A 23,646-nucleotide genomic window follows, 5' to 3' on the forward strand; every position below is an offset into this window, starting at 1 on the left:
GGCCGGGCGAAGCGTCAAGGCCGGGGAACTGGGTGAACGGGTTCGTCAGAACTGGACCGCCTTGCCGTCCTTGTCACGCGGCGTCCAGGCGTTCTCGTAGCCGAGTTCCTTCAAGGCCGTCTTGAGGTAGGAATCATCCACCCATTCGTTGACGTCGAAGGCCTTGCGGATGAGTTTCTGCTCGACGGCGAAGTCTATGCCGGCCGTGACGTTGGCGCGGTAGAAGTCGTCGAGTAGCGGGCTCTGGCGATCCTTCAGCACTTCGTCGGCGTAGTCCTTCTCGAAGGTGGCGCGGGGCGCGCCGGTCAGCGCCCAGATGTCGAACAGCGCCTCGCGGTTCTTCTCGTCCGAGGCGAAATACGAGGCCTCGATGAATTTGTTGACCACGCGCTGGGTGATCTCCGGATAAGCCTCGGCGAAGGCATCGGTCACGATGAAGGAGCCGAAATTGCTGCCCGGCGCCGGGCTGCCCTTGGTGGTGTAGATCACCTCGGCAATGCCCTGGTCCACCAGTTGCAGCACGCTGCTGCCGCCGCCGATGACGGCGTCGATATCCCCGGAGGTGATCGCCGAAATCTGGTCCGCCGTCTGCAGGTCGAAGAACTGGATGTCCTGCGGCGTGAGGTCAACCTGCTGCAGGATGCGGAAAAGGCTGAGCTCGTTGATCGTGCCGCGCGAGGTGGAGACCTTCTTGCCTTTCAGGTCGGCAAGGGATTTGATCCCTGAATCCGGACGCGCAACCACATAGCTCGGGCTGACGCCGTAGGACGCCACGACCTTGGTCTCCAGCCCCGCGCCGCGGCCGACAATGTTCGGCAGGCCGCCGTAATAGGCAAAATCGAGCTGGCCATTGGCGATGGCCTCGTTGATCGCCGGACCGGTGCCGCGGGGAAACTGCCAGTCGATCGTGATGCCGTCCGCCGCGAATTCCTTCTCCAGGAGTTCCTGGGCACGCACGACGCCGATGGCGCCGGTGCCATAGGGCTTGCCGGCAGCGTTGCCGAAGGAGGCCAGGCGAATGACCTGCGGTTTTTCCTGGGCCGCCACCGGCCCGGTCCCGAGGATTGATACCGCGATGGCGGCGAGCGCGGCGAGGCTTGCGAAGGTTCTGCGTCTCATCTTGTCCTCTCCTTTTCAGACTGGGGTCTTGCCGTCGGCCGCGCGCGGGGTCCAGAAGGCCTCGTAGCCGAGATCGGCAAGCGTCCTGGTCAGCAGGCCGTCCTTGATCCATTCGTCGACGTCGAACGGCTTGCGCACCAGCTTCTGCTCCAGCGTGAAGTCGAGCCCGGCCTTGATGTTCGCGCGGTAGAAATCGTCGAGCAGCGGGCTGTTGCGGTCGCGCAGATCATCGCCCGCGTAATCGGCGACATAGCTCTCGCGTGGGGAGCCGGTGAGCGCGAAGATGTCGTAGAGTTTCTCCCGGTTCTCATCGAGGCTCGCGAAATGCGAGGCCTGGACGTAGCCACGCAGGACCCGCGCGACGATCTCGGGATTGGCCTCGGCAAAGCTGTCGAGGACAGTGAAGGAGCCGAAGGTGGAGCCCGGGGCAGGGCTGCCCTTGGTGCTGTAGAGAACCTCGACGAGCCCGCTCTTCACCAGCGCCAGCACCTGGTTGCCCTGGCCGAGCAGCGCGTCCACGTCGCCCGACTGGATCGCGGCGGTCTGGTCTGCGCCCTGGAGGTCGAAGATCTGGACGTCCTCGTTCTTGAGGCCCACGCCAGCCAGGATGAGCGAGAGCGAGAGTTCGAAGATCGTGCCGCGCTGGAAGGCGACCTTCTTGCCCTTGAGATCGGCAAGCGTCTTGATTCCGGCCGCGGGGCGCACGCCGACATAGGTCGGCGAGATGCCGGAGGCGGCGAGCACCGTGGTGCGCACGCCCGCGCCGCGGCCGACGACGTTCGGCAGGCCGCCGTAGCTCGCGAATTCGAGCTGGCGGTTGGCGAAGGCCTCGTTGATCGCGGGGCCGGTGCCGCGCGGGAACTGCCATTCGATGCGGATGCCGTCGGGCTCGAATTCCTTCTCAAGCAGCTCAAGCCCGCGCAGCACGCCGATCGAGCCGTTGCCATAGGGCCTGCCGGCCGCATTGCCCGGACCCGCGAGCCGGATGACATCCGGCTTGGATTGCGCGCGGGTGATGGAGAATGTGGTGGGAAACACGGCCGCTGCCGCAGCCAATCCCAGAAAAGTCCTGCGTGTCGGTTGCATCGCCAAAATCCTGTTCAAACTTTTACGGGGCCGAGCCGCCGCGACCGGCGGCCGGTTCGCTCGTCAATGATGATCGAGACGTTTCATGATCTCCGGCGTCGGCCGGGGTCGGCCGCCCCTGATCCAGCCGATCGACTTGCGATAGCTGCCGAAGATGTCCTTCGCCTCCAGCTCCGCGGAGGTGATGCCGGTGACAGCCGTCGTCAGCGGCGCCACGTAGAGCGCATCTTCGGGGCAGTAGACCTCGCACATGAAGCACGTCTGGCAATCGTCCTGGCGGGCAATCGTCGGAATGCCGCCGGGAGCCGGATCGAAGACATTGGTCGGACAGACGTTGACGCAAATGTTGCAGCCGGTGCAACGATCCTCACTGATGACCTCGATCATGCCGCCAGAACCTCCAGCTCCGGCGAGGGCGCGCGCTCGCGTCCGATCCAGACTTCGTCGAGACCGCCGGTCGTCGTGTAATGAAGTTGGCCGTCGTCCTTCTGGGGGAAGTCCTCCCGCTTGTGCATGCCGCGGCTTTCCGTCCGCGACAGGGCGCTGCGATACATCCAGCGTGCGGTGGCCAGCATCGCGACGCCTTCTCGGGTCCGCTGCGCCTCGTCGATCGTGGCGGACTGCGCCGTGCGGATGCCGGACCACAGACCATCGAGCCGGCCAAGCGAGTCCATCAGCCGTTCGCCGGAACGGAGATAGTTGCGGTCATAGGGCCAGACCTCGTCCTGCACCGTGCGCGTTAGGGCAGCCGCATCGATCGCCCTGCTCGACCCGTCGACGATGCCGACGCCGCCGGCCCGTACGAATTTGCGGTTGCGGCCTTGCAGGTGGCGGCCATGATCTCCGGCAGCGCTGCCGGCCCAGAAGCCGGAGGACATCGCCCAAGCGGCATTGTGGCTGCCGCCGCCCGTGAAGGCGCCGCAAACGAGCTCGCGCGTCGCCGCATCGCCTGCTGCGTAGAGACCTGCAACCGTCGTCGCACAGCTATGGTCGACGATCCTCAGGCCGCCGGTGCCGCGGACCGTGCCTTCCAGCAGCAAGGTGACGGGGAAACGTTGCTTGAAGGGATCGATACCCACCCGGTCGAGCGGCAGGAAGAAGTTCGGCTGGGCGTAGCGCATCGCCTGCTCGGTCTCCGCGTCCGCCTTGTCGAGCTGCGCAAAGACGCGCTGCGACTGGAGCACGCGCGCGATCACGGAGCGGCCGCCTTTCGAGGCAGCGCCGGGAATTGGCGAGCCGTCCTCGAAGGTGAAGGTCGCCCAATCGTAGAAGCGTGTCTTGGTGACCGAGCCGCCTTCGAGCGCCATTGCATAGGCAGTGGAGAATTCCATTCCCGAAAGCTCGGCGCCGAGCTCGGCTGCCAGGAGCAGTCCGTCGCCGGTCAGAACGTTGCACCCGAGCGCCTTGCTGAGGAAGGCGCAACCGCCGGTCGCAATGACCACGGCGCCGGCCCGGACCAGCCAGCTGTCGCCCTTTTGCCGGCGGATACCCGCCGCTCCCGCCACGGCGCCGCTTTCGTCGCGCAGCAATTCAAGTGCTGGGCTGTGGTCGAGAATCTTGACGCCTGCGGATTTCGTGCGCTTGCGCATCAGGCGCATATAGTCCGGACCATCAAGACTGGTTCTGATCGATCGGCCTTCGCCGTCGTCGCTGAACGGATAACCCCATTGCGCGAGCTGATTGACGTTGTCGTAGGTCCGGTCCAGCACGCGGCGCATCCAGGCCGGGTCCGCAAGGCGGCCGCCGAGATCCCAGCGGCTGTTCATCGCCTTCGCGCGGCGGGCGGGGTCCGGCGGCACATACCAGACACCCGTGCCCGACGGGGCGGTGGCGCCGGAGGAACCACAGAAACCCTTGTCGACGAGAACGACCCGGGCGCCTTTCGATGCGGCCGCGATGGCAGCCCACGTTCCTGCCGGGCCGCCGCCGATCACGAGAACATCGGCGTCGAGCTCGAGTGATGCGGTGGGAACGTTTGTCGCGACGGTGTACGGAAATGCCATATGTCTGTCTCCTATCGGCGCTTGAAGCAGGTTATCGAGCTTGCGAACCCAGGGATGACGCCGTGAGTATCGGCAATTGATCGACGCCGATATTATCTACTAAATCTATAGAATAAAGATATTATGGTGCGTTGCACGCGCGGGGCGGGGAAAATGTTCCTCAAGGAGACCGGCTCAGGCGAAGCCGGAATTTGCCTTGCGGGTTTTAGCAGTCACGGCTTTGCAAGCCTTGCAAACGGGCTCAACGCGGACCCTTAAAATATAATAGGCCGAAGTCCTGCCTTTGCGGAACATCGCGACCGTATCTTTGTTTCCCATAAATATCGAAAACAAGGGAGGGTGAGATGTTTCAGGCATCTCTCGGCGGCGGCTTCGGCGCGCAGGCCTACGGCTTGCGCGCCTCGATAAACGCCGCGGTCGCATATGACGAGCTCTGCGCCCAATATAGGCCCGAAATCAAATTCGAGCCGCAGGCCATCATCATTCAGGGGCGAATTCCGCCCAGCGTGGTTCTGCGCATCCGCACGATCATCGTGGAAATCGCCGGGACGGTTCCGGTTTGGGATCGAACGGTCTGGCTGGGATAAGCATTACCGAGCCTTTTCGGGTCTTTTCGACCCAACGACTTTCCGCTTTTTCAATGTGCAGCGGCCGGCGCAATGATGCCGAGGTTCCCAAGCCCGGTGACAATCAGCTGGATTGCCACGGCGGTCAGCAGGATGCCGAAGACGACTTCCGAGACCACCATGCTGGCCGGCTTCATGCGCTTGGCGAGCGTGTCGATATTGGTGAACACGAGATAGTCGAACGCGCCGACGACCAGGATCAAGGCGGTGACGACGGCGGCGCTGGCAACCGAGACGACTTCGCCGGAGGCGAGCACGATGACCGTGATGCCGACAGGATTGAGCAGGTATGGCACGGCGAGCGGAAACACCGCGAGCTTGTCGGGATCGACCGGCGCGGTCAGCTCGTCATGCGGCTTTTCCGTCGGCCCGGCCGCCATTTTGATGGCGATCAACGCAAGAATGATGCCGCCGGCCACGGCCACGGCGCCGCCGGTGATGTGGAGGAGCCGCATCAGCAGGGCGCCGGTGGCAAAGAGAATGAGGGCTGTGACCAGCGCCGTCAGGACCATCTTGCGGCCGATGCGAACCTTGGTCTCGGTGTCGAAGGCGTGGGTCTTTTCCAGAAACGGCACGAGGGCGATCTTCGGCCCCATGCCGATCAGGAGCAGGAGGAGAAGCTTCCCGATGAGGGCGGCATCGATGACTGTGAAATCCATGGAACGGTTCCTCTCAAATGGTGACGAAAGCGATGTCCTGTGTCGTTTCACGCGCAAGGTGCGGCGTGCTCATGCGGCAGGTGTTGGGACGGCGGCCGCTTTCTGCGCTGCAAGCGTCTTCTGCGCCGCCGCGGCGACGTCGTCGTCCTTGCCGCCCGAAACCTGCACGGTCGGCACGGCGATCTTGATGCCGTTCTTGTTGAAGGCCTCGCGAAGCATGGCATAGGCCCTCCGGCGGATGGCCGATTGCAGATGCGTGGGTTTCATCGTCATGCCGAAGCTGAGCTTGATGCCGTAGTCGTTGATCTCCTCGACGCCCTTCATCTTGAGGTTCTCGATGATCAGCGGGTTGAACTCCGGATCCTCGCGCATGGCCTTGCCGACGGCTTTCGTGATGCTCTTGACCTGCGGCACGTCGGAATCGTGGGCGACGGACAGGAAGAATTTCACGACCGACCAATCGCGGCTCATGTTCTGCACGGCGCCCAGCTCACTGAACGGGACGATGTAGATCGGGCCTCTATGGTGCCTGAGCTTGACGGAGCGCAGGCTGAACGCCTCGACGGTGCCCTTGTAGCTGCCGCTCTGGATGTATTCGCCGACCCGGAAGGCATCGTCGAGCAGATAGAACATGCCGCTGATGATGTCCTTCACCACCGTCTGCGCGCCAAAACCGATGGCGACGCCGACGACGCCGGCACCGGCGATCAGCGGGCCGATCTCGATGCCGAGCGAGGACAGCGCCATCATGACGGCGATCGCCACGAACAGGATCATCAGGAGGTTGCGCAGGATGGGCAGCAGCGTCCTGATCCGCGCGCGGCGTCGCTCCTGCTCGCTGCCGATCTCGAAGGCGACCTGATTGTCACCGATCGTGCGGTCGATCAGCACCTTGACGATGTTCCAAGCAAGATCGACGACCAGGAGGATGATGCCGGCGCTGAGCAGGCCCCGCACGAGGCGGAGCGCAGGCGAATCCTGCATCGTCATCTGGGTGAGCCGAACCTCCAGCACATCGGCAAGAAAGACGATCGCCCCGACGATCAGCGCCGCCCTTATGCCGCGCTCGACGATCACCGAGACGATCGTGCCCTTCCCCTGGCCATCCTCTTCAGCCGCCGGCGAGCGCAGGATGTTATCGACGGTTGCCTTGGTGAGCATGATCGCGGCCGGTAGTGCGGCGCAGGCCACGGCGATCCAGAACAGTTTCATCGTGCCGATCACCCACAGCAGCCAGATGCCGATGAAATAGCCGGTCCAGAGCGCGCGGCGCACCCTAAGGCCGATCCGGCCCGCTTCGGTGGAGGACACATCCCGTGGCGCTCGCCAGACGGCTTCGATGCCGATACCCAGCAGCACGAGGCCGAGGCAATAGGCCACGAGCTGCCGGGCGCCATCGGAAAAGCCGATGGCATCGAGCAGGCGGATGGTCACCCAGCCGAAGGCGAACCAGCCGACCGCATAACCAAGGCGTCTTGACCAGAACCGCGCCGCCGCGTCCGAAACCGGCACGGGGCGGAACTGGTTGTCATGCGGGCGAGAGGGGGCGAGGAACACGTCGAAGAGGGCGCTTGCCAGACGGAAGACGACGATGGCGAAAAGATAGGCGACGACGATTTCGCGGATGAGCGGCGGCCATTGGAACAGAAGGAAGAAGGCGATGCTGCCGAGACCGAACGACAGCACGTAGCCGGCGCCCCACAGCAACCGCGCGGCCACGGCAATCAGTCTCTCCCGCACCGTTGCGAAGGATGCGCTCGCCATCCGGGCGCGCCACCCGGCGCTGGCCCGCCAGAATAGCCACTGCGCGGCGAGCCCGGCGGCGACGAAGGCCGCGACCAGGAAAACCGGCCGCGTTCCACCATTCGCCTGGACGTCCCGGTTGACGACCGCTGCGCCGCGCATCATTTCCGACGGGAAGGCGTGCGCGGCGGTGAGCAGGGTGGCGATCCGGCTGCGAAACTGCAGCGTGAAGTCGGCGAAGGACGTGGCGTTGCCTGCCGTCGGCTGCGCTTGTTCAGGTTCGGTCCCGGCGGCCTGTCGTTGCTGTAGCAGCCAGGCCTGCACGTTGGGATCGGCCAGCAGGCCGATGAACTGCTGGACGTTTTCGGGCTGTGCCTTCGCTTCCTGCGCCGCGGTCGCGCCCGCGAAAATGGCAATCGCGAGTGCCACGGCCGTAACCAGCGTGCCGATGGAGGCGATTTTGTAAAGCACTGCCATTGTCTGTTCCTAGCTGATGAAATCGGCGGTCGCCGTCTTGCTTATGGTTATCGGCGATCGCATGCCTTCTGCCCGCTCGCGCTCGCCTCGCAGTCCGGTGACATCCGCTTCATGCCGGCCGAGCCGGTGAGGCCGCTGACCTGGCCCGCATAGTTGTCGCGCGTATCCGCATCGATGACGGCGACCGGAGCGGCGAGGATCAGGCCCGCAACGCTGCCGGCTGCCGCTGCCGTACCCGTCGTGGCAGCCAGAAGCTTGTCGCCGAGGCCGACCTTGCTGTCGGTGAGCGCCTGCCCCTCGGAAATCCGCGCGCCGATGAGCCGTACGACCTCCGGCGATTCCGCGAACTTGCCGTGGTTGAGCCTGTCGCCGGCCTTCACCTTGGTGAGGTCGATCACCGTGATCTCGCTTTCGGCCAGTTCCTGCTTGAACGGAGACGCTTCGGGATCGATGGCGCCGAGCCGCGCGACGTCGCCCCAGACCCGGCGCGATACAGCGAGCGCCCGGTCGTCGCGGGAGACGAACAGGGTGAAATTCGGATGCTGTTCGCCCATGTCGGCGATCTGCTGGCGGAAGACGTCGACATCGACATCCGGCGAGGCCAGCATCACGTTCTCAAACTTGGCGGGAAGCCGGCCGTTGCGGATGGCCATCTGGCGAAGCGCCTCCAGCGCCAGCCAGTTGCCCATGGAATGGGCGAGGATGGAGACTTCCTTCACGTTCGGTTCCCGCGCGAGATACTGGAAAAGCATCTCCAGGGCGTTGCGCGTGTAATTGGTGCTTTCCCTGTCATAGCCATAGGCGAGCAAGCTGCCACGCGAGGGCCACGTCACCAGGATGGGCGCGCTGTGCACGCCGGAATCCTCGACGATCTGCGCGAAGCGGTAGACGGAGTCTTCGAAACGGTTGTTGAAGCCGTGGATGAAGACCAGCACGCTGCCGTCGCCGTTCTTCCTGACCGCGGTGGCAAGCCAGTTCTTGGCATCGTCGCGGCCGATTTCCTCGGCCTTCAGCGTCGCAAAGTCGGTTGCCGGATCGGAGGGAAGTTTTCGCGGCCAGGCGACGTCCCCGACCTTTCGGACAGTTGAAGGCGGTATGGAAACGGTGATCTTGGCAAAGGCGGGTTCCATTGCGCGCTCGCCGGTGAACATCTCGCCTTCGATGGTCGAGCGGCTGCGCGTCGTGGTCACCAGCATCTCGACCTTGGTGGATTGCGCTGCGGTGTCCGCAACCGGGGTCATCACGTTCTTGAGATGGCCGCCACAGCCGGTGAGCAGTGTGCAGACGAGCATCGATTTCAGGCCGCTGGAAAAGCGTTCGCCTGTCTGTCCCGCAATGTCCTGCGCTCTTTTCACCACTGTCGCCTTCGCCCTGTTCCTTGCCCGCCGCCCGTGGCAGCGATCGGCAGGTCCGGGGAAAATCTATGCGAAGGACGGAAGGCTGGCCCGTAACATCGGGTATGTTACGGGCCGCGTCGGCGGGAACGCCGGCCGCAAAGCGCTGTATCGGCCTGTCGATGCTTCCGGGAATGGGGTGACCGGACGGCGATCAAGGCCATTGGAAGCCCGTGTTCCGGGCCCGGCCGGGCTGCGGCTTGCCCGTATGTTACGGTAACATACTGCACGAACCCCGCATCATGGTCGAACATCGGACTTCCGGCGCTGTTTCTCGTCTGAAGGGAGTGGACCATGGATGACGGTATCGCTGCGGTCAGGCTGCTGTTTCCCGACAGGGCGGAGGCCATCGACGAACGCGCGTCATGGGACAGCGTCTTCTGCGAGATCTGCCGGGATTTTGCCGAGGCCGAGGCGGAATTGGCCAAATGGCAGGCATCGTCGGACCCGCAGAGGGACGCGCGATGCGCCGAATACAGGGAATTGATCGCGGGGCTGGGCAAGGAAATCGAAGACACCCTGGACAAGGCCAAGGTGGTCCCACTTCACCATCCGCCCGCCCAGCGTTCCCGTTGATCGCCGATAGCTGAAAATCCGAAGGGGGTGACACAGTGGATTCCGAGATCGTAGACGAGCCGGCAATCTCCCCGGCGCCCCGCAATCCCCTGCGCAGGATCGCCGTGATTGTCGTCCTGCTGGCGCTGGTCCTCTTCGTGCTGTCGGTTTTCATGGAACGGCGGACGCCCTCGACCGCGCAGGCCCAGGTCCAGGCCTATATTGTCGGCATCGCGGCCGAAGTCACGGGCCGCATCGTGGAGGTGGGCATTGCCGACAACGCGCGGGTAGAAGCGGACCAGGTTCTCTTCCGCATCGATGCCCAACGCTACGCGCTTGCCGTCAGCGAAGCCGAGGCGGCGCTTTCCAGCGCCGGCCAGTCGATCGGCGCGTCCACCGCGACGGTCGATGCGGCGCAGGCCAAGCTCGTGCAGATCCGGACGGACCGGGACAATCTGCGCGACCAATATGCCAGGGCCTCCGAGCTGGTGAAACGCGGCGTCTATTCGAAGACGCGCTACGACACGGCCAAATCCGCCTATGACCAGGCGGAAGCCGCCGTCTCCGGGGCCGAGGCGGAGCTTGCCAAGGCCAAGGAACTGCTCGGGCCATCCGGTAACGACAATCCGCAGCTGCGCGCAGCGCTCGCCGGGCTGGAAAAGGCCCGGCTCGACCTGGTGCGCACGACCGTGCGCGCCCCTTCTGCCGGCGTCGTCACAAACCTCCAGCTGACGATCGGAAAGGTCGTCTCGGCTGGGCAGCCGGCCATGACTTTCATCGATGCCGGCACCATCTGGATCAACGCGGCGTTCAAGGAGAACAGCCTGGAAAAGGTCGCCGTCGGCAACAGGGCGGAGGTCCTTTTCGATGCGCTTCCCGGGCGGGTCTTCCCGGCGACGGTCGAGAGCGTCGGCTTCGGCGTTTCGCAAGGCAGCACGGACCCGAGCACCGGATTGCCGACGATCCGCAACGACAGCGGCTGGATCAGGGAGGCGCAGCGTTTTCCGGTGCGCCTCACCATGGAGGAGGCTGACCTGCCGAAGGGCGGCGTGCGCTACGGCTCGCAGGCGACCGTCGTCATCTATACCGGCGACAATCCTGTCACCAATGCATGGGGATCGCTGTGGATCCGCATCATGTCGGTCCTGAGCTATGTCAATTGACCCGGCATCCACGCTCCGCCTGCAGAAGCGCAAGGGACTGCGGGTCGCCTTCGCGGTCTCCATCGGCTTCACGGCTGCCGTTTTTTCCGGCGCGATCGTGCCGTTCCTCGGCCCGCTCTTCGCCGCGCAGTTCCTGCTGGCAAGCACGCGGCCGATGCCGCCCGGCAAGACGATCGGTGCAGCACTGGTGATCCTCGTCACCGGCATCGCGATGCTGCTCTTGACCACTTGGCTCGGTGATCGGCCGGCGCCCTTCCTGCTTCTGCTGGGACTGGTCTATTTTGCCTGCTTCGCCGCGCAATCGACCGGAAAGGGCGGCCCGGCGGTGTTTCTCGTGCTGGTCGTCGCGATCATCGTGCCGCTGCTCGGCATTCTAAACAAGGGGCTGGCGGGCTCCATCCTGTCGATCCTGGTCACCGGGGTCCTGTCCGGTACGGCGCTGATGTGGCTCGCCCATGCAATCCTGCCGGAGCCACCCACGCCTGACGGTGAAGACGCGCCCGCGGCCGGGCGGCCGCCGGCCATGCTCCGCGCGCTTGCCAATACAGCCATCCTGCTTGCCTCCGTCGTGATCTGCCTGACGAGCGACAACCTGACCGCCGCTGCGGTCATTCCCATAACGGTGGCCTCGCTGCTCGGGCAGCTCGACGTGACCGCCGGTGCTCGGGCGGCGTTCGGGCTCGTGCTCGTCAATCTCTTCGGCGGGCTCCTCGCCTCCGTCGCCTATTGCGTGCTCATGCTGCGGCCGAACCTCCTCTCGATCTTCATCATCGTTCTCGTTGTCGCCCTCGTTCTCGGCGGCAGAGCGGCCGCCCGGTCGGCGGACGCTCCCGTGTTCGCCGGCGCCCTGACGATCTTCCTGATCCTCTTCGGGCTGGGCGTCTCGCCGCTGCCGGGAAGTGCCGCCGAATCCTTCTCCACCCGCATCCTCTATGTCGGGGCGGCACTGCTCTATGCCCTGCTGCTCGCCGCCGTCCTGTGGCCGCGAGGTACGGGCACGAAAGCGCTCGCCGGGCGGTGATTTCAAGCGGCGGTCACTGTGGCTCTTCAAGGGCCTTGGCGAGGCGCTCCAGGTCCCGCGAGTAGCAAAACAGGGCAAACAGCACGGTCACGATCTCGAACACGCCCAGCGCGATCCGGCCAAGGGACGGAAGCGTTTCGAGCTCCGGCAGGTGCCGGAAGAACAGGGTGGAAAACAGCGCGCCGCCGAAGAAGAAACTCACGCGGCTCCAGAACGAACACAGATGCGCCACGAAAACGTTGCGGAACGGCGCGACGACGGGCACCCATCTCAACCGCGTCCAGTAGAAACCATGCAAAAACGCGGCGAAGGTCATGATGGCGACATGCTGCGAGAGCGTCAGCTCGTGCTGCTCACCGATATGGTTGATCACCTGGCGAAACCACGGAAAGACGATCCAGAACAGGGCCGATGCCGCCGCCGTCTGCCCTGCAAGCAACAGTCCATAGGCGACCCCGCTTGATCTCCGGTTCATCGGTCGGTGTCCTCACATGGCGGCGGCTCAGGATGTCAGCGTGGCTGAAGCTCCGACGTGCCGACCGCGTCCGCGGCCTCCTGGGGAAGCGTCAGCCCGGCCTTCCGCAGCCCGGCCATCAGCCGGGAACGATCTTCGGGCCGGACATTCCTCACCGTCAGCTCCGCGATGATGTTCTGGAGGAAGTCAGGCTGCATCACGGCGAAGATTTCTCCCTCGCGCCGGGCGGCCTCCATCATGCCGGCTTCCGCGTAGATGACCGCGGCGACGGCATGGAAGAGCGGGAACTTCTGCATGTTCGCCTTGGTGATCTCCCGCACGGCGGTCTCGTTGTCCTTCAGCATATAGGCTGCAAGCGCGCGCGTGCCGTGATAGAAGCCGCCGCCCGCCGGGTTGAGCGCGATTGCCTGGTCGAGCAGGGCCGCGCCGCGCTGCCACTCGCCGGCCAATGCCATCCGCGTGCCGAGTTCGCCCATCAGCTCCGTGTCGTTCGGATTGGTGGCGAGCGCCTGCTCGCCCACGCGCATCGCCTCGGCCAATTCCTTGTTGAAGAACAAAGCCATCATCAAGGCCTGGAGCCCGCGGGTGTTGTTGCCGTCGAGCTGCGTCGCGCGTCTAGCGGCCTTGAGCGCCCGTTGCAGCGGCGGCTCCACCCCGGCTTCGGGGTTGAAGTTGAAGCGGTCCTCGTCGAGATACATGATCGACAGCATCGCCCATGCGGTCGAATAGGTCGGATACCGCTCGACGGTGGTCTCAAGACAGGTCCGGGCGCCGGCATGCGCCTCGGCGCTCAGCTCCGAACGATATGCGTAAAAACGCAGCGTGCATTCATAGGCGCCAAGGTCGTCGGGCGGAGGATTTGCCGCATCGACCTGCGCCATGACGCCATAGGGTTGGGCGATCGCCGTCGCGACCCGCCGCGCGACATCGGTCTGGATGGCGAAAAGATCGCCCGAAGCGAGGTCCTTGTCATAATCCCTCGACCAGAGGATCTCGCCGTCCGCGGTGTCGAGCAGGCGGGCCGTCACGCGCAGGCGGCCGGGCGAGGTTCTCACGCCGCCGGCAAGCAGGTAGCGCGCGCCGAGCGCCTCGCGGACTTTCGACGCGTCGACGTCCGAAGAGAGGGATTTGGATGTCTCGCGGCCAAAGACCTTGATTTCCTTGAACCGGGGCAGGGCGGTCAGCAGCTCTTCAGTGAGCCCAACAGAATAAAGTTGCGCATCCGGACCGCCATCAAGATTGGCGAACGGGGCGACGACGAGGGTCGGCATGTCCCGGACGGCATCGTCGAGCAGGCTCGGTGGTCCCGAAGCAAACCCACCCGCGATCCAGTAGGCCGATGCCGCCAGAACCGCTGCGACCCCGGCAAGCACAGCGCCCCGCGCACGCCATCCCGGCCCGGCAGTGAGGTTCGGCCGCGATGGAACGGGTAAAGGCTCCATCGGCGTTGCAGCGGCCATGGCGTTCCATGAAAACGCCGGTGCATATCCACCCTTCGGAATGTCGATCCGGACAGGGTCCTTGTCGCCTTCGACTAGATAGTATCGTTCGAGGGAACGCCGCAGGCGCCCCGCCTCGATGCGCACGACGGGATCGTCCTGCGTGAAGGTCTCGTCGCGGCCGAACACTTCGATCGCGATGGAATAGCCCTTGATGCGGTTGGCACGTCCGGCAAGCGTCTCTTCGACGACATAGCGCAGAAATGCGGCGGCCCGCCCCGTGCCGGGAAACTCCCGGCTGGAGAGGATGCGGTCCAGTTCCGTCCGGATCTCCTCGATACCGGGCAACCCCGCCGCAGGCTCCGCGGTCGTGGAACTCGTCATATGCATGGCCGTCCCCAATCCCCCTGGAGTACTCACTGTCAGCATGCATGAGTGCACCAGCCTACACCCGGAACGCGAGAACGTCCAATTTTTCACCGTGAATAGAGCGAATCCTGATGGCAGTTCGTACCGACGGTTCGCTTGGGCCTTGGATATATTTTTAACCGATCGGTACGAAATGCTTGACGGGGGCAACAGGCTCGCATACGTTTTTTAAACGATCGGTATAAAAGGAATCATCGTCATGGAATTCAAAGGCAAGGTCGCCCTCGTTACGGGTGGTACACGCGGAATCGGGGCGGCCATCGTTCGGCGGCTTGCGCGGGAGGGGGCTGATATTGCCTTTACCTATGCCGCGTCCGACCAGGCAGCAGAAGATCTCGTCCATGAACTTGATGCAGCCGGGACCAGGGTCCTGGCCATCAGGGCGGATAGCCGCGATCCGGCGGCCATTCGGGGTGCGGTGGAGCAGGTGGCCAGGGAACTGGGGCGGCTGGACATCCTCGTCAACAGCGCCGGTGTGTTCTATGCAGGCCCTATCGAGGACGTCACGCTGGAAGAGATCGACGACACCTTGGCGATCCACACGCGGGCGGTCTTCGTGGCCTCGCAGGCTGCGCTTGCCCATATGGGGTCGGGCGGGCGCATCATCTCGATCGGCTCCTGCTTTGCCCATAGGGTTCCTTATGGCGGCGTGACGCTCTATGCGATGAGCAAGTCCGCGCTCATCGGTTTCACCAAGGGACTGGCGCGCGAGGTTGGCGGGCGCGGCATCACGGTCAACATCGTCGACCCCGGATCGACCGACACCGATATGAATCCTGCCGACGGTCCGACGGTCGATGCCGAACTGGAACTGATGGCGATCAAGCGCTACGCCCAGCCTGAGGAAATCGCTGCCGCGGTCGGCTATCTTGCGGCTTCCGAGAGCCGGTTCATCACGGGCGCATCCCTCGCCATCGATGGCGGCTTCACGGCATAGCGAGCTATCGAGAAACCCCGCAACGGTTTATCAACGTGACCGGATTGGCGTCGCTATGGGGCGGATGATTGAAGATGACTGCTGGTAACAAACCAAACTCGGCCGGTGCCCCGACAATCGGGCGCCCGCGGGGATTTGATCGCGATACGGCCCTGCTTGCCGCCATGCGAACCTTCTGGGCGCAAGGCTATGAGGGCACATCGGTTCAGGATCTCGTCGACGCCATGGGCGTAAACAAGCCGAGCCTCTATTCGACCTTCGGCTGCAAGGAGGAGATTTTTCGCGAGGCTGTCGAGCTCTACGACCGCCTCGAAGGGCGCGCGACATCAGAAAGCCTCAGCGAAGCCACCACGGCCCGCGAGGCTGTCGAGACCATGCTGCGCTCGAACGCACGCGCCTATGCCGTCGAAGAGGGGCCGCGCGGCTGCATGATCGTTTTGTCCTCTCTGCTTGGCGCTCCCGAGAACGAGAGCGTGCGTGCATTTCTCGCCGACAACCGGTTGAACGGAGAAATGACGCTCAGGGAGCGCATTGCGCGCGGTATTGCAGAGGGTGACCTCACGTCTTCCGCCGACGTCGACCGGCTTGCTGCCTTTTACACGACGGTTCTGGAAGGGCTGTCGATCCAGGCGCGTGACGGCGCGTCCGCCGAGAAGCTCAACATGATCATCGATGCCGCCATGCTCGTTTGGCCGGCCGGTTGATGTTCGGCATCCATCTGAGATCTGCCTGATTCAAGCTTGCAGGGCAAAAGGCCGGGCACGCTGCGGCGCGTGACGCTCGATACGCCGTCCCAAGCCAGTGCCGATCCGCGCGCTCCGTCAAGCTTCGCTTGTCTCGGCCAATCTGGCCGTTCCTCCTCTCACTATGCTCCTCCGGAATACTAGAAGCACCAGATAGTCTGATAATTCCGGCAGCGTCTTTGCTAGGAATGACCCAGCACGAAAGTTCGCGAGGATGGAGTCATGGAGCGGCCGATGAGTGAGATTGAGTATGACGTTTTGGTTGTGGGAGGGGGCAACGCGGCGCTTTGCGCGGCTTTGTCGGCGCGGGAGACTGGCGCCAGCGTGCTCGTTCTGGAACGTGCTCCCGAAGGCGAGCGCGGCGGCAACAGTTCCTATACCGAAGGCCTGATGCGCTTTGCCTATACGGGTTCGGATGACATCCGGGCCTTGTCCCCGGACCTGACGCCCGAGGAAATGGACAGCGATTTCGGCAGCTACACCGAAGACATGTTCTTCGACGACATGGCGCGCATCACGCACAATCGCACCGATCCCGATCTCTGCGAAATCCTCGTGCGCCAGAGCAACGCCACCATGCACTGGATGGCGAAGCAGGGGGTAAAGTTCTATCCGCAGTTCGGCCGCCAGTCCTTCAAGGTCGATGGAAAGTTCAAGTTCTGGGGCGGCGCGACGCTTGCTGCCTGGGGCGGCGGGCAGGGGCTTGTCGACTCGCTCTATGCGGCGGTGAAGAAGGCGGGCATCGACGTGCGCTACAATGCGTGGGTCCGCGAGCTCATCAGCTCGGATGCGGGCGTCGAGGGCGTCGTCGTCAAGCTCGACGGCGTGACGCAGCAGGTTCGGGCGAAGGCGGTGGTGCTGGCGTGCGGCGGCTTCGAGGCAAACAGCGAATGGCGCACCAAATATCTCGGCCCGGGCTGGGATCTCGCCAAGGTGCGCGGCAGCAAGTTCAACACCGGCGACGGGCTCGACATGGCGCTGAAAGTCGGCGCGCAGCCCAAGGGCAACTGGTCCGGCTGCCATGCCGTGGGCTGGGAGCGCTACGCTGAGGACTTCGGCGACCTCTCCGTCACCGGCGACTACGAGCGCGACAGCTATCCCTGGTCGATCATGGTGAACGCCACCGGCAAGCGCTTCCTCGACGAGGGCGCGGACATCCGCAACTACACCTATGCGAAATACGGCAAGGTCATTCTCGAACAGCCCGGGCAGTTCGCCTGGCAGATCTTCGATTCCACCGTCGTCCATCTCCTGCGGCCGGAATACAAGACCCGTCGCGTCACCCGCGTGGTCGCCAATACGCTGGAGGAACTGGTCGACAAGATGGGCGATGTCGACCGCGAAACCTTCCTGAAGACGGTGCGCGACTACAATGCATCCATCACGCGCGACGTGCCCTTCGACCCGACCGTGAAGGACGGGCGGCGCACCGACGGCCTGGATATTCCCAAGTCAAACTGGGCGAACCCCATCGAGACCGGCCCATTCGAAGCCTATGCCGTGACCTGCGGCATCACCTTCACCTTCGGCGGCCTGCGCATCTCCACCGACGCCCAGGCGATCGACGGCGGCGAGCAGGTGATCCCCGGCCTCTATGTGGCGGGCGAGCTGGTCGGCGGCCTGTTCTACTTCAACTATCCCGGCGCGACGGGCCTCATGAGCGGCGCGGTCTTCGGCCGCATCGCCGGGCGCAACGCCGCCATCGCGGCGCAGGCCAGCAAGGAAAGCATCAGGGCAGCAAAGGTCTCGGCCATGTAATTCCGGCACTGAACCGTCGGCAAAAGCTTGTGAAAGGGAGGAAAACGTTGACCGCTTCAAAGGGCACGACGAAGGTTGGCTTCGTCGGCATCGGAAACATGGGCCGGCCTATGGCGGCCAATCAGATTGCCGGCGGCTGGCAGCTTACGGTCTATGACGTGGACCGCGAGAAGGCGGATGCCTTCGCGGCGGAGCACGGATGCGGCAGCGCCCATTCGCTCGCCGAGCTTGGCGAGCGGTCGGACGTGGTCGTGCTGATGCTGCCGGATGGCAGGATCGTCCGTAACGTCGCCCTCGGTGACGGTGCCGGGGGCGACTGCCTAGTGCACGGTTTGCGGGCGGGCACGACGATCGTCGACATGAGTTCGTCGGCACCGGTGGGCACACGGGCGCTTGGAGAGGATCTCCACGCGTTCGGCGTTGCCCTGCTCGATGCCCCGGTCTCCGGCGGCATGAAGGGGGCGATTGCCGCCAAGCTGTCGATCATGGTGGGTGGCGATCGTGCGCTGGCCGATCACCTCGATCCGCTTCTCGCGATGATGGGCAAGCGCTTTCATATCGGGCCACTGGGCTCGGGCCATGCGGTCAAGGTTCTCAACAATTACGTTTCGGCCGCTGGTCTCGCGGCGGCGGCCGAAGCGCTCCTCGTCGCGCAGCGCTTCGGCGTCGACGGCGAGGTTCTCATCGATGTGCTGAACGCCTCCACGGGGCGAAACAACAGCACGGAAAACAAATTCAAGCAGTATGTTCTCAACAATGCCTATGATTCCGGCTTCGCGCTGGAGCTGATGGTCAAGGACCTGAAGCTCGCCATGGACGTGGCCGATGCCTGCGAGGTTCCCGCCACGCTCGGTCATGCCTGCCTTCAGCTCTGGGAGGACGCGCGCGCGTGGAACGGCCCCAACGCCGACCACACGGAATTTGCACGCTTCGTCACCGAAAGTGCGGCGAGCGCGAGCCCTGCCAAGGCAAGCCGATGAGCCACGACCTGAAAAACCGGCTGAAGAATGGCGGGACGATTGCGGTCTGCAACACGGACTTTCCAACGCCGCGCCTCGTCGAGTTCGTCGGCGGCCTCGGCTTCGATGCGGTTTTCATCGATTGCGAACATGCGAGCACCGATTTCAAGGAAGTAGAGGATCTGGCCCGGGCGGCGCGCGCATCGGGAATGGCGTCCATCGTGCGTCCCTGGTCCAACGAGATCGGGTTGATCAACCGTTATCTGAGCTGCGGCGTGGACGGCATCCAGGCGCCCCATGTCGACACGCCCGTCGAACTTGCGGCGATCGCCCATGGCATCACCCAATGGGAAGGCGACCATACAAAGAAGCTTTTCGTGGCGATGATCGAGTCGAAATCCGCACTCGTCAATCTACCGAAGATGCTGACATCCGAGGCGGTCGATGTCTTCTATATCGGCGCCCTGGACCTCGCCCAGTCGATGGGCCTGAAGGGGCAGCCCGAACATCCGAAGGTGCGGCAGGCGGTCGAGGATGCCATCGGCATGATCGAACGCGCCGGGCGCGTGGCCGGGATGAATGTTCAGGGCGATCTGCACATGGTCGAGCATTACAGACGCCTGGGGCTGCGCTGGATCAACGTTCACGTCAAGACGTTCGTCGCCGGTCCGGCGCGGACCTTTCTCGATGGTGTTCGCGAAACGCGCGTGGTGGAGCGCGCCTGAGCGAACGACATGAAGGACTTTTAGGAGGAGAGGCCATGTACGGCCATATCTATCATGATTTCCAGCGGGCGCCGTCCGAGCTGATCGAGGCGTTCAAGGGTGTGCCGACATCCACCCTGAGCGACGCGATGGGCCGCCATGGCGCGATGAAAGCCGATATCCGCCCAATCTTCGAAAACATCACCATGGTAGGGTCCGCCTTCACGGTGCTTTGTTTTCCCGGCGACAACATCATGACGCACAAGGCGGTGCAGATGATGCAGCCGGGTGACGTGCTCGTCATCGATGCCGGTGATTCCGACAGCGGTTGTTTCGGCCATCGCAGTGCCTTGCAGGTGCGCGGCCGCGGTGGCGTCGGCGTCGTTGCAAGCGGGACGGTGCGCGACGTGGCCCTGTTGCGCCGCGACCGGTTTCCCGTCTTCTCCAGGGGCGTGTCACCGCGCGCCCCGCAGAAGAACACGCCCGGCTCGATCAACGTTCCGGTGCAGGTCGGCGGGGTCGTCGTTTCGCCCGGCGATATCGTGGTCGGCGATGACGACGGCATCACCGTCGTGCCGCGCCTGCTGGCCGAGCAGATTCTCGCCAAGGCGATGCAGCGCGAGCGTGCGGAAGCCCTGTCGATGGAAAACGGCAACCTGAACGAATTGCTGCCCGATCCTGCCCACGGCGCGCTCGATATGGACAGGCTGCTCAAGGGCAAGGTCGTGGAACACGCGACGTGGATTTCGCCGAATGAGCCGGGCGCATGACGATGACGGGAGAGACCGGAATGCAGGATTTTCAGCACTATATAGACGGCAAGTTCGTTGATCCCGACGGTGGAGAATGGTTCGACACGTTCAATCCCTTTACCGGCAAGCCCTGGGCGCGGATCGCGCGGGGCAACGCCGCGGATGTGGAAAAAGCCGTCGAAGCCGCCCACGCGGCGGTGACCACCGGCCCCTGGGCTTCCAGCACGGCAAGCGAGCGCGGCGCGCTGCTGCGCCGCATCGGTGACCTTGCCGCGCAGCGCGCCGAACAGCTGGCGGCCATCGAAGTGCGCGACAACGGCAAGCTGATGGCCGAGATGCTGGCGCAGATGCGCTACATGCCGAACTGGTATCACTACTATGGCGGGCTCGCCGACAAGGTGGAAGGCTCCGTCATCCCGCTCGATAAACGCGGATATCTCAACTATACGCGCTACGAGCCGCTCGGCGTCGTGGCCGTCATCACGCCCTGGAATTCGCCGCTCATGTTGACGGCGTGGAAGCTGGCGCCGGCGCTGGCGGCCGGGAATTCCGTGGTTATCAAGCCGTCCGAATTCACTTCCGCCTCCGTTCTGGAATTCGTCAAGATCATCGAGGAAGCCGGCGCGCCGAGCGGCCTCGTCAATGTCGTCACGGGCTTCGGCAACGAGGTCGGCACGCCGCTGGTGGAACATCCGAAGGTCGCCAAGGTCGCCTTCACCGGATCGGACGCGACAGGCAAGCGGATCTATGCCTCGGCGGCGCAGACCATGAAACATGTGACGATGGAGCTTGGCGGAAAATCGCCCAATATCGTTTTCGCCGATGCGGACCTGGACGAAGCGGTGAACGGCGCCATCGCGGGCATCTTCGCGGCCACCGGCCAGACCTGTCTCGCAGGCTCGCGCCTTCTGGTCGAGGATTCCATCCACGACGCTTTCCTTGAGCGCCTTGTCGAGACGGTGAAGGCGGCCCGCATGGGCGACCCCGCCGATATGCAGACGCAGGTCGGTCCCATCACGACCATGCCGCAATATGAGAAGGTGCTGAACTATATCGATGTCGCCCGCGGCGAAGGAGCGACGCTGGTCATGGGCGGCGAGCCGGGCAAGCGGCCGGAATGTGGCGACGGCTGGTTCGTCGAGCCGACGATCTTCAAGGACGTGCAAAACGGCATGCGCATCGCGCAGGAAGAGGTGTTCGGCCCGATCCTTTCCGTCATCCGCTTCAAGGACGAGGCGGATGCCGTGCGGATTGCCAACGATACGATGTACGGGCTTGCCGCCGGCGTCTGGACACGGGATATCGGCCGGGCGGTGCGCATGACGGAGGTGTTGAAAGCCGGCACCGTCTGGGTGAATACCTATCGCGCAACGAGCTACATGTCGCCGTTCGGCGGTTACCGCCAGAGCGGCGTCGGCCGGGAGAACGGTGCGGAAATGATCAAGGAATACTTGCAGGTGAAGAGCGTCTGGATGAACTACGGTGCGCCGTCGGCCAATCCGTTCGTGCAGCGGTGACAGCCGCCGGAAAATGAGCTGAATCGTCCCGTGGCGGCCAAAGGCCGGCGCAGGATGCGGACAAAGCGCTGTATGACAGCGGCGCCGGGCGGGAGGACGCACCGGCATCGACATGTCGGAGGACGGGGAGGAAGAATGAAGATTCACATCACAAAAGATTTCCTGAGCGGAGCTCTTTTCGGCGCGATCGGGCTTGGCACCATTGTGTTGGGCCAGAGCTACGACATGGGAACGGCGGGCAATATGGGTCCGGGTTATTTCCCGGTCATCCTGGGAACCATCATGACGCTGATCGGGCTCACGATGGTGGTCCGTTCGAGCCTGCATCCGGAGACCTCCGAAAGCGTGACGAGCTGGGAAATCCGGCCGCTCGCCTTCATCCTCGTCGCCGTCTTCACCTTCAGCCTGCTCATCGAATCGCGCGGCCTCATCGTCGCGGTGGTGGCGCTTGTGCTGATCAGCCGGCTGGCAGGACGCGAAGGCAGCATGCGCGAACTCGCCATCATGGTTATCGCGATGACGCTGATCGCGGTGGGCATCTTCGTCTACGGACTGAACATTCCCCTCAAACTGAGGCCCTGGTGATGGAACTTATTCAGCATCTTTCGCTGGGTTTCGGCGTCGCCCTGTCGCCGATGAACCTTGCCTATTGTTTTGCCGGCGTGCTGCTCGGCACCTTCATCGGCGTGTTGCCGGGCGTCGGACCGCTGGTGACGATCGCCGTGCTCTTGCCCCTGACCTTCGGTCTTCCGCCCGAAGGCGCGATGATCATGCTTGCCGGCATCTACTACGGTGCGGCCTATGGCGGCTCGACCACCGCAATCCTGGTCAACCTTCCGGGCGAATCCTCTTCGGCGGTCACCTGCATCGATGGATATCAGATGGCGCGGCAGGGGCGGGCGGGGCCGGCTCTCGCCATTGCCGCCATCGGCTCGGTGATTGCCGGCTGCATCGGCACGCTGCTCATCGCTTTCGTCGGGCCGCCGCTTGGCGCCGTGGCGCTGAAGTTCGGCGCGGCGGAATATTTCTCCCTGATGTTCATGGCCCTGATCTGTTCGTCCGCCCTCGTGCGCGGCTCTCTCGTCAAGGGCATGGGCATGGCGTTTTGCGGCGCGATCTTCGGTTTGGCGGGCACGGACGTCAATTCCGGCATCGACCGCTTCACCTTTGGCATGGACGGCCTTGCCGAGGGCTTTGATTTCGTCGTCGTCGCTGCCGGCCTCTTCGCGTTCTCGGAAATCGTCGTCAATCTCGGCGTTTCGATGAAACGCGAAGTGCTGACCGGGCGCGTGACTAACCTCATGCCGACCCGCGAAGACCTGAAGGCATCCTGGAAACCCATTTTGCGCGGCACCGGCATCGGCTCCATCCTGGGCGTCCTGCCGGGAACGGGGCAGACGATCGCCTCCTTCGCCTCCTACGCGCTTGAACGGAAGCTCGCCAAGGATCCGTCCCGCTTCGGCAAAGGCGCGATCGAAGGCGTCGCCGGCCCGGAATCGGCCAACAATGCCGCCGCGCAGACGCACTTCATCCCCACGCTGACCCTCGGCATTCCCAGCAGCGCGACCATGGCGCTGTTGCTCGGCGCCCTGATGATCCACGGCATCACGCCGGGTCCCCAGGTGATGACGTCGCATCCGGAACTCTTCTGGGGCCTGGTTGCCAGCATGTGGATCGGCAATGTGATGCTCGTCATCCTCAACCTGCCGCTGGTCGGTCTCTGGGTCGCCTTTCTCAAGGTTCCCTATCGTTGGCTTTATCCGCTGATTCTCGTCTTCTCGTGCATCGGCATCTACACGGTCAACATGAGCGCCAGCGACATCGCCTTCGCGGCCTTCTTCGGCTTGCTCGGTTATGTCTTCCTGAAGCTCGACTGCGAACCGGCGCCGTTCATCCTCGGCTTCCTGCTCGGACCGATGATCGAGGAAAATTTCCGCCGCGCCATGTTGCAGTCGCACGGAAACCTGGAGGTCTTCGTCTCGTCGCCACTCAGCGCCGTTTTCCTGGCGATCGCGCTTGGCCTCATGATCCTGATGGTCGTTCCTCTGGTTCGCAAGCAGAAGGACCAGGCGATCGCGGAAGGCTGA

23 protein-coding genes are annotated in these 23,646 nt (G+C 63.9%); 13 read left to right on the forward strand and 10 right to left on the reverse strand.

Translation table 11 applies throughout. The features are described 5' to 3' along the window. Positions 1-45: 45 nt before the first annotated feature. The 4 genes from AC1RWL_RS01505 to AC1RWL_RS01520 all read right to left on the reverse strand — a co-directional run bounded on the left by AC1RWL_RS01505 (position 46) and on the right by AC1RWL_RS01520 (position 4,208). A complete protein-coding gene (locus AC1RWL_RS01505) occupies positions 46-1,119 on the reverse strand; it encodes an ABC transporter substrate-binding protein (RefSeq protein WP_493093563.1) in 1,074 nt (357 codons plus the stop codon). 15 nt (positions 1,120-1,134) lie between these two features. After that, the gene (locus tag AC1RWL_RS01510; RefSeq protein WP_493093562.1) at positions 1,135-2,157 is read right to left on the reverse strand and encodes an ABC transporter substrate-binding protein; all 1,023 of its coding nucleotides are present in this window, start codon (positions 2,155-2,157) and stop codon (positions 1,135-1,137) included. Between the two features lie 111 nt (positions 2,158-2,268). Continuing rightward, complete coding sequence (locus AC1RWL_RS01515; protein WP_493093561.1) at positions 2,269-2,592, reverse strand: 4Fe-4S binding protein; 324 nt, start codon at positions 2,590-2,592, stop codon at positions 2,269-2,271. Continuing rightward, complete coding sequence (locus tag AC1RWL_RS01520; protein WP_493093560.1) at positions 2,589-4,208, reverse strand: FAD-dependent oxidoreductase; 1,620 nt, start codon at positions 4,206-4,208, stop codon at positions 2,589-2,591. The genes AC1RWL_RS01515 and AC1RWL_RS01520 overlap by 4 nt, the downstream gene beginning before the upstream one ends. A gap of 344 nt (positions 4,209-4,552) precedes the next feature. Here AC1RWL_RS01520 and AC1RWL_RS01525 point away from each other — a divergent pair, with 344 nt between their 5' ends. Further along, complete coding sequence (locus AC1RWL_RS01525; RefSeq protein ID WP_435269242.1) at positions 4,553-4,795, forward strand: hypothetical protein; 243 nt, start codon at positions 4,553-4,555, stop codon at positions 4,793-4,795. A 50-nt stretch (positions 4,796-4,845) separates the two neighbouring features. Here the strand turns inward: AC1RWL_RS01525 and AC1RWL_RS01530 are convergent, their stop codons facing one another. The 3 genes from AC1RWL_RS01530 to AC1RWL_RS01540 form a co-directional block, all read right to left on the reverse strand. Beyond that, positions 4,846-5,493, reverse strand: a complete 648-nt coding sequence (locus AC1RWL_RS01530) for a MarC family protein (RefSeq protein WP_439623602.1) — start codon at positions 5,491-5,493, stop codon at positions 4,846-4,848. Positions 5,494-5,562: 69 nt separating this feature from the next. Continuing rightward, positions 5,563-7,713, reverse strand: a complete 2,151-nt coding sequence (locus AC1RWL_RS01535) for a mechanosensitive ion channel family protein (protein ID WP_493093559.1) — start codon at positions 7,711-7,713, stop codon at positions 5,563-5,565. A 47-nt stretch (positions 7,714-7,760) separates the two neighbouring features. Further along, entirely contained in the window at positions 7,761-9,005 is a 1,245-nt protein-coding gene (locus AC1RWL_RS01540) for an alpha/beta hydrolase (RefSeq protein WP_493093859.1), read from the reverse strand. A 396-nt stretch (positions 9,006-9,401) separates the two neighbouring features. Here AC1RWL_RS01540 and AC1RWL_RS01545 point away from each other — a divergent pair, with 396 nt between their 5' ends. From AC1RWL_RS01545 to AC1RWL_RS01555, 3 genes are read left to right on the forward strand one after another with little or no spacing between them, the layout of a single operon-like run. Then, positions 9,402-9,683 (forward strand): hypothetical protein, encoded by a 282-nt coding sequence (locus AC1RWL_RS01545; RefSeq protein WP_493093558.1) that lies wholly within the window; start codon positions 9,402-9,404, stop codon positions 9,681-9,683. A gap of 35 nt (positions 9,684-9,718) precedes the next feature. Beyond that, a complete protein-coding gene (locus AC1RWL_RS01550; RefSeq protein ID WP_493093557.1) occupies positions 9,719-10,825 on the forward strand; it encodes an HlyD family secretion protein in 1,107 nt (368 codons plus the stop codon). Further along, positions 10,815-11,846 carry a DUF2955 domain-containing protein gene (locus tag AC1RWL_RS01555; protein WP_493093556.1) on the forward strand — a complete coding sequence of 344 codons (1,032 nt, stop codon included), beginning with the start codon at positions 10,815-10,817 and terminating at the stop codon, positions 11,844-11,846. Before AC1RWL_RS01550 ends, AC1RWL_RS01555 begins: the two co-directional genes overlap by 11 nt. A gap of 13 nt (positions 11,847-11,859) precedes the next feature. Here AC1RWL_RS01555 and AC1RWL_RS01560 read toward each other — a convergent pair whose 3' ends face one another. The 3 genes from AC1RWL_RS01560 to AC1RWL_RS01570 all read right to left on the reverse strand — a co-directional run bounded on the left by AC1RWL_RS01560 (position 11,860) and on the right by AC1RWL_RS01570 (position 14,532). Beyond that, complete coding sequence (locus tag AC1RWL_RS01560; RefSeq protein WP_493093555.1) at positions 11,860-12,321, reverse strand: hypothetical protein; 462 nt, start codon at positions 12,319-12,321, stop codon at positions 11,860-11,862. 35 nt (positions 12,322-12,356) lie between these two features. After that, on the reverse strand, positions 12,357-14,144 hold the full coding sequence (locus AC1RWL_RS01565) for an adenylate cyclase (RefSeq protein ID WP_493093858.1): 1,788 nt from the start codon (positions 14,142-14,144) through the stop codon (positions 12,357-12,359). Positions 14,145-14,304: 160 nt separating this feature from the next. After that, positions 14,305-14,532, reverse strand: a complete 228-nt coding sequence (locus AC1RWL_RS01570) for a hypothetical protein (RefSeq protein WP_493158268.1) — start codon at positions 14,530-14,532, stop codon at positions 14,305-14,307. Between AC1RWL_RS01570 and AC1RWL_RS01575 the strand changes: the two genes are divergently transcribed. From AC1RWL_RS01575 to AC1RWL_RS01615, 9 genes are all read left to right on the forward strand, one after another. Next, positions 14,449-15,126 (forward strand): SDR family oxidoreductase, encoded by a 678-nt coding sequence (locus AC1RWL_RS01575; protein ID WP_493158262.1) that lies wholly within the window; start codon positions 14,449-14,451, stop codon positions 15,124-15,126. The genes AC1RWL_RS01570 and AC1RWL_RS01575 overlap by 84 nt on opposite strands. A gap of 74 nt (positions 15,127-15,200) precedes the next feature. Beyond that, the gene (locus AC1RWL_RS01580; RefSeq protein WP_493093553.1) at positions 15,201-15,830 is read left to right on the forward strand and encodes a TetR/AcrR family transcriptional regulator; all 630 of its coding nucleotides are present in this window, start codon (positions 15,201-15,203) and stop codon (positions 15,828-15,830) included. Between the two features lie 273 nt (positions 15,831-16,103). Beyond that, positions 16,104-17,627: an FAD-dependent tricarballylate dehydrogenase TcuA gene (tcuA, locus tag AC1RWL_RS01585; RefSeq protein WP_493093552.1), complete on the forward strand. Its 1,524-nt coding sequence runs from the start codon at positions 16,104-16,106 to the stop codon at positions 17,625-17,627. Between the two features lie 47 nt (positions 17,628-17,674). Further along, positions 17,675-18,607: an NAD(P)-dependent oxidoreductase gene (locus tag AC1RWL_RS01590; RefSeq protein ID WP_493093551.1), complete on the forward strand. Its 933-nt coding sequence runs from the start codon at positions 17,675-17,677 to the stop codon at positions 18,605-18,607. Further along, entirely contained in the window at positions 18,604-19,311 is a 708-nt protein-coding gene (locus AC1RWL_RS01595; RefSeq protein WP_493093550.1) for an HpcH/HpaI aldolase family protein, read from the forward strand. Before AC1RWL_RS01590 ends, AC1RWL_RS01595 begins: the two co-directional genes overlap by 4 nt. Positions 19,312-19,346: 35 nt before the next feature. Beyond that, positions 19,347-20,060 (forward strand): 4-carboxy-4-hydroxy-2-oxoadipate aldolase/oxaloacetate decarboxylase, encoded by a 714-nt coding sequence (locus AC1RWL_RS01600; RefSeq protein ID WP_439623580.1) that lies wholly within the window; start codon positions 19,347-19,349, stop codon positions 20,058-20,060. 20 nt (positions 20,061-20,080) lie between these two features. Then, a complete protein-coding gene (locus tag AC1RWL_RS01605) occupies positions 20,081-21,559 on the forward strand; it encodes an aldehyde dehydrogenase (RefSeq protein WP_493093549.1) in 1,479 nt (492 codons plus the stop codon). Between the two features lie 135 nt (positions 21,560-21,694). Continuing rightward, complete coding sequence (locus tag AC1RWL_RS01610; protein ID WP_493093548.1) at positions 21,695-22,144, forward strand: tripartite tricarboxylate transporter TctB family protein; 450 nt, start codon at positions 21,695-21,697, stop codon at positions 22,142-22,144. Beyond that, on the forward strand, positions 22,144-23,646 hold the full coding sequence (locus tag AC1RWL_RS01615) for a tripartite tricarboxylate transporter permease (protein ID WP_493093857.1): 1,503 nt from the start codon (positions 22,144-22,146) through the stop codon (positions 23,644-23,646). Before AC1RWL_RS01610 ends, AC1RWL_RS01615 begins: the two co-directional genes overlap by 1 nt.

It is taken from the genome of Shinella sp. GW821-FHT10F02, from assembly GCF_058809275.1.

Bases quoted from the DNA above. Each gene is read 5' to 3' on its own strand.
- AC1RWL_RS01525 (WP_435269242.1), top strand. From the start codon at position 4,553: ATGTTTCAGGCATCTCTCGGCGGCGGCTTCGGCGCGCAGGCCTACGGC.
- AC1RWL_RS01535 (WP_493093559.1), bottom strand. From the start codon at position 7,713: ATGGCAGTGCTTTACAAAATCGCCTCCATCGGCACGCTGGTTACGGCC.
- AC1RWL_RS01505 (WP_493093563.1), bottom strand. From the start codon at position 1,119: ATGAGACGCAGAACCTTCGCAAGCCTCGCCGCGCTCGCCGCCATCGCG.
- AC1RWL_RS01540 (WP_493093859.1), bottom strand. From the start codon at position 9,005: ATGCTCGTCTGCACACTGCTCACCGGCTGTGGCGGCCATCTCAAGAAC.
- AC1RWL_RS01600 (WP_439623580.1), top strand. From the start codon at position 19,347: ATGTACGGCCATATCTATCATGATTTCCAGCGGGCGCCGTCCGAGCTG.
- AC1RWL_RS01560 (WP_493093555.1), bottom strand. From the start codon at position 12,321: ATGAACCGGAGATCAAGCGGGGTCGCCTATGGACTGTTGCTTGCAGGG.
- AC1RWL_RS01530 (WP_439623602.1), bottom strand. From the start codon at position 5,493: ATGGATTTCACAGTCATCGATGCCGCCCTCATCGGGAAGCTTCTCCTC.
- AC1RWL_RS01570 (WP_493158268.1), bottom strand. From the start codon at position 14,532: ATGGACGAGATCTTCTGCTGCCTGGTCGGACGCGGCATAGGTAAAGGC.
- AC1RWL_RS01545 (WP_493093558.1), top strand. From the start codon at position 9,402: ATGGATGACGGTATCGCTGCGGTCAGGCTGCTGTTTCCCGACAGGGCG.
- AC1RWL_RS01520 (WP_493093560.1), bottom strand. From the start codon at position 4,208: ATGGCATTTCCGTACACCGTCGCGACAAACGTTCCCACCGCATCACTC.
- AC1RWL_RS01515 (WP_493093561.1), bottom strand. From the start codon at position 2,592: ATGATCGAGGTCATCAGTGAGGATCGTTGCACCGGCTGCAACATTTGC.
- AC1RWL_RS01615 (WP_493093857.1), top strand. From the start codon at position 22,144: ATGGAACTTATTCAGCATCTTTCGCTGGGTTTCGGCGTCGCCCTGTCG.
- AC1RWL_RS01555 (WP_493093556.1), top strand. From the start codon at position 10,815: ATGTCAATTGACCCGGCATCCACGCTCCGCCTGCAGAAGCGCAAGGGA.
- AC1RWL_RS01580 (WP_493093553.1), top strand. From the start codon at position 15,201: ATGACTGCTGGTAACAAACCAAACTCGGCCGGTGCCCCGACAATCGGG.
- AC1RWL_RS01595 (WP_493093550.1), top strand. From the start codon at position 18,604: ATGAGCCACGACCTGAAAAACCGGCTGAAGAATGGCGGGACGATTGCG.
- AC1RWL_RS01610 (WP_493093548.1), top strand. From the start codon at position 21,695: ATGAAGATTCACATCACAAAAGATTTCCTGAGCGGAGCTCTTTTCGGC.
- AC1RWL_RS01605 (WP_493093549.1), top strand. From the start codon at position 20,081: ATGCAGGATTTTCAGCACTATATAGACGGCAAGTTCGTTGATCCCGAC.
- AC1RWL_RS01565 (WP_493093858.1), bottom strand. From the start codon at position 14,144: ATGACGAGTTCCACGACCGCGGAGCCTGCGGCGGGGTTGCCCGGTATC.
- tcuA (WP_493093552.1), top strand. From the start codon at position 16,104: ATGAGTGAGATTGAGTATGACGTTTTGGTTGTGGGAGGGGGCAACGCG.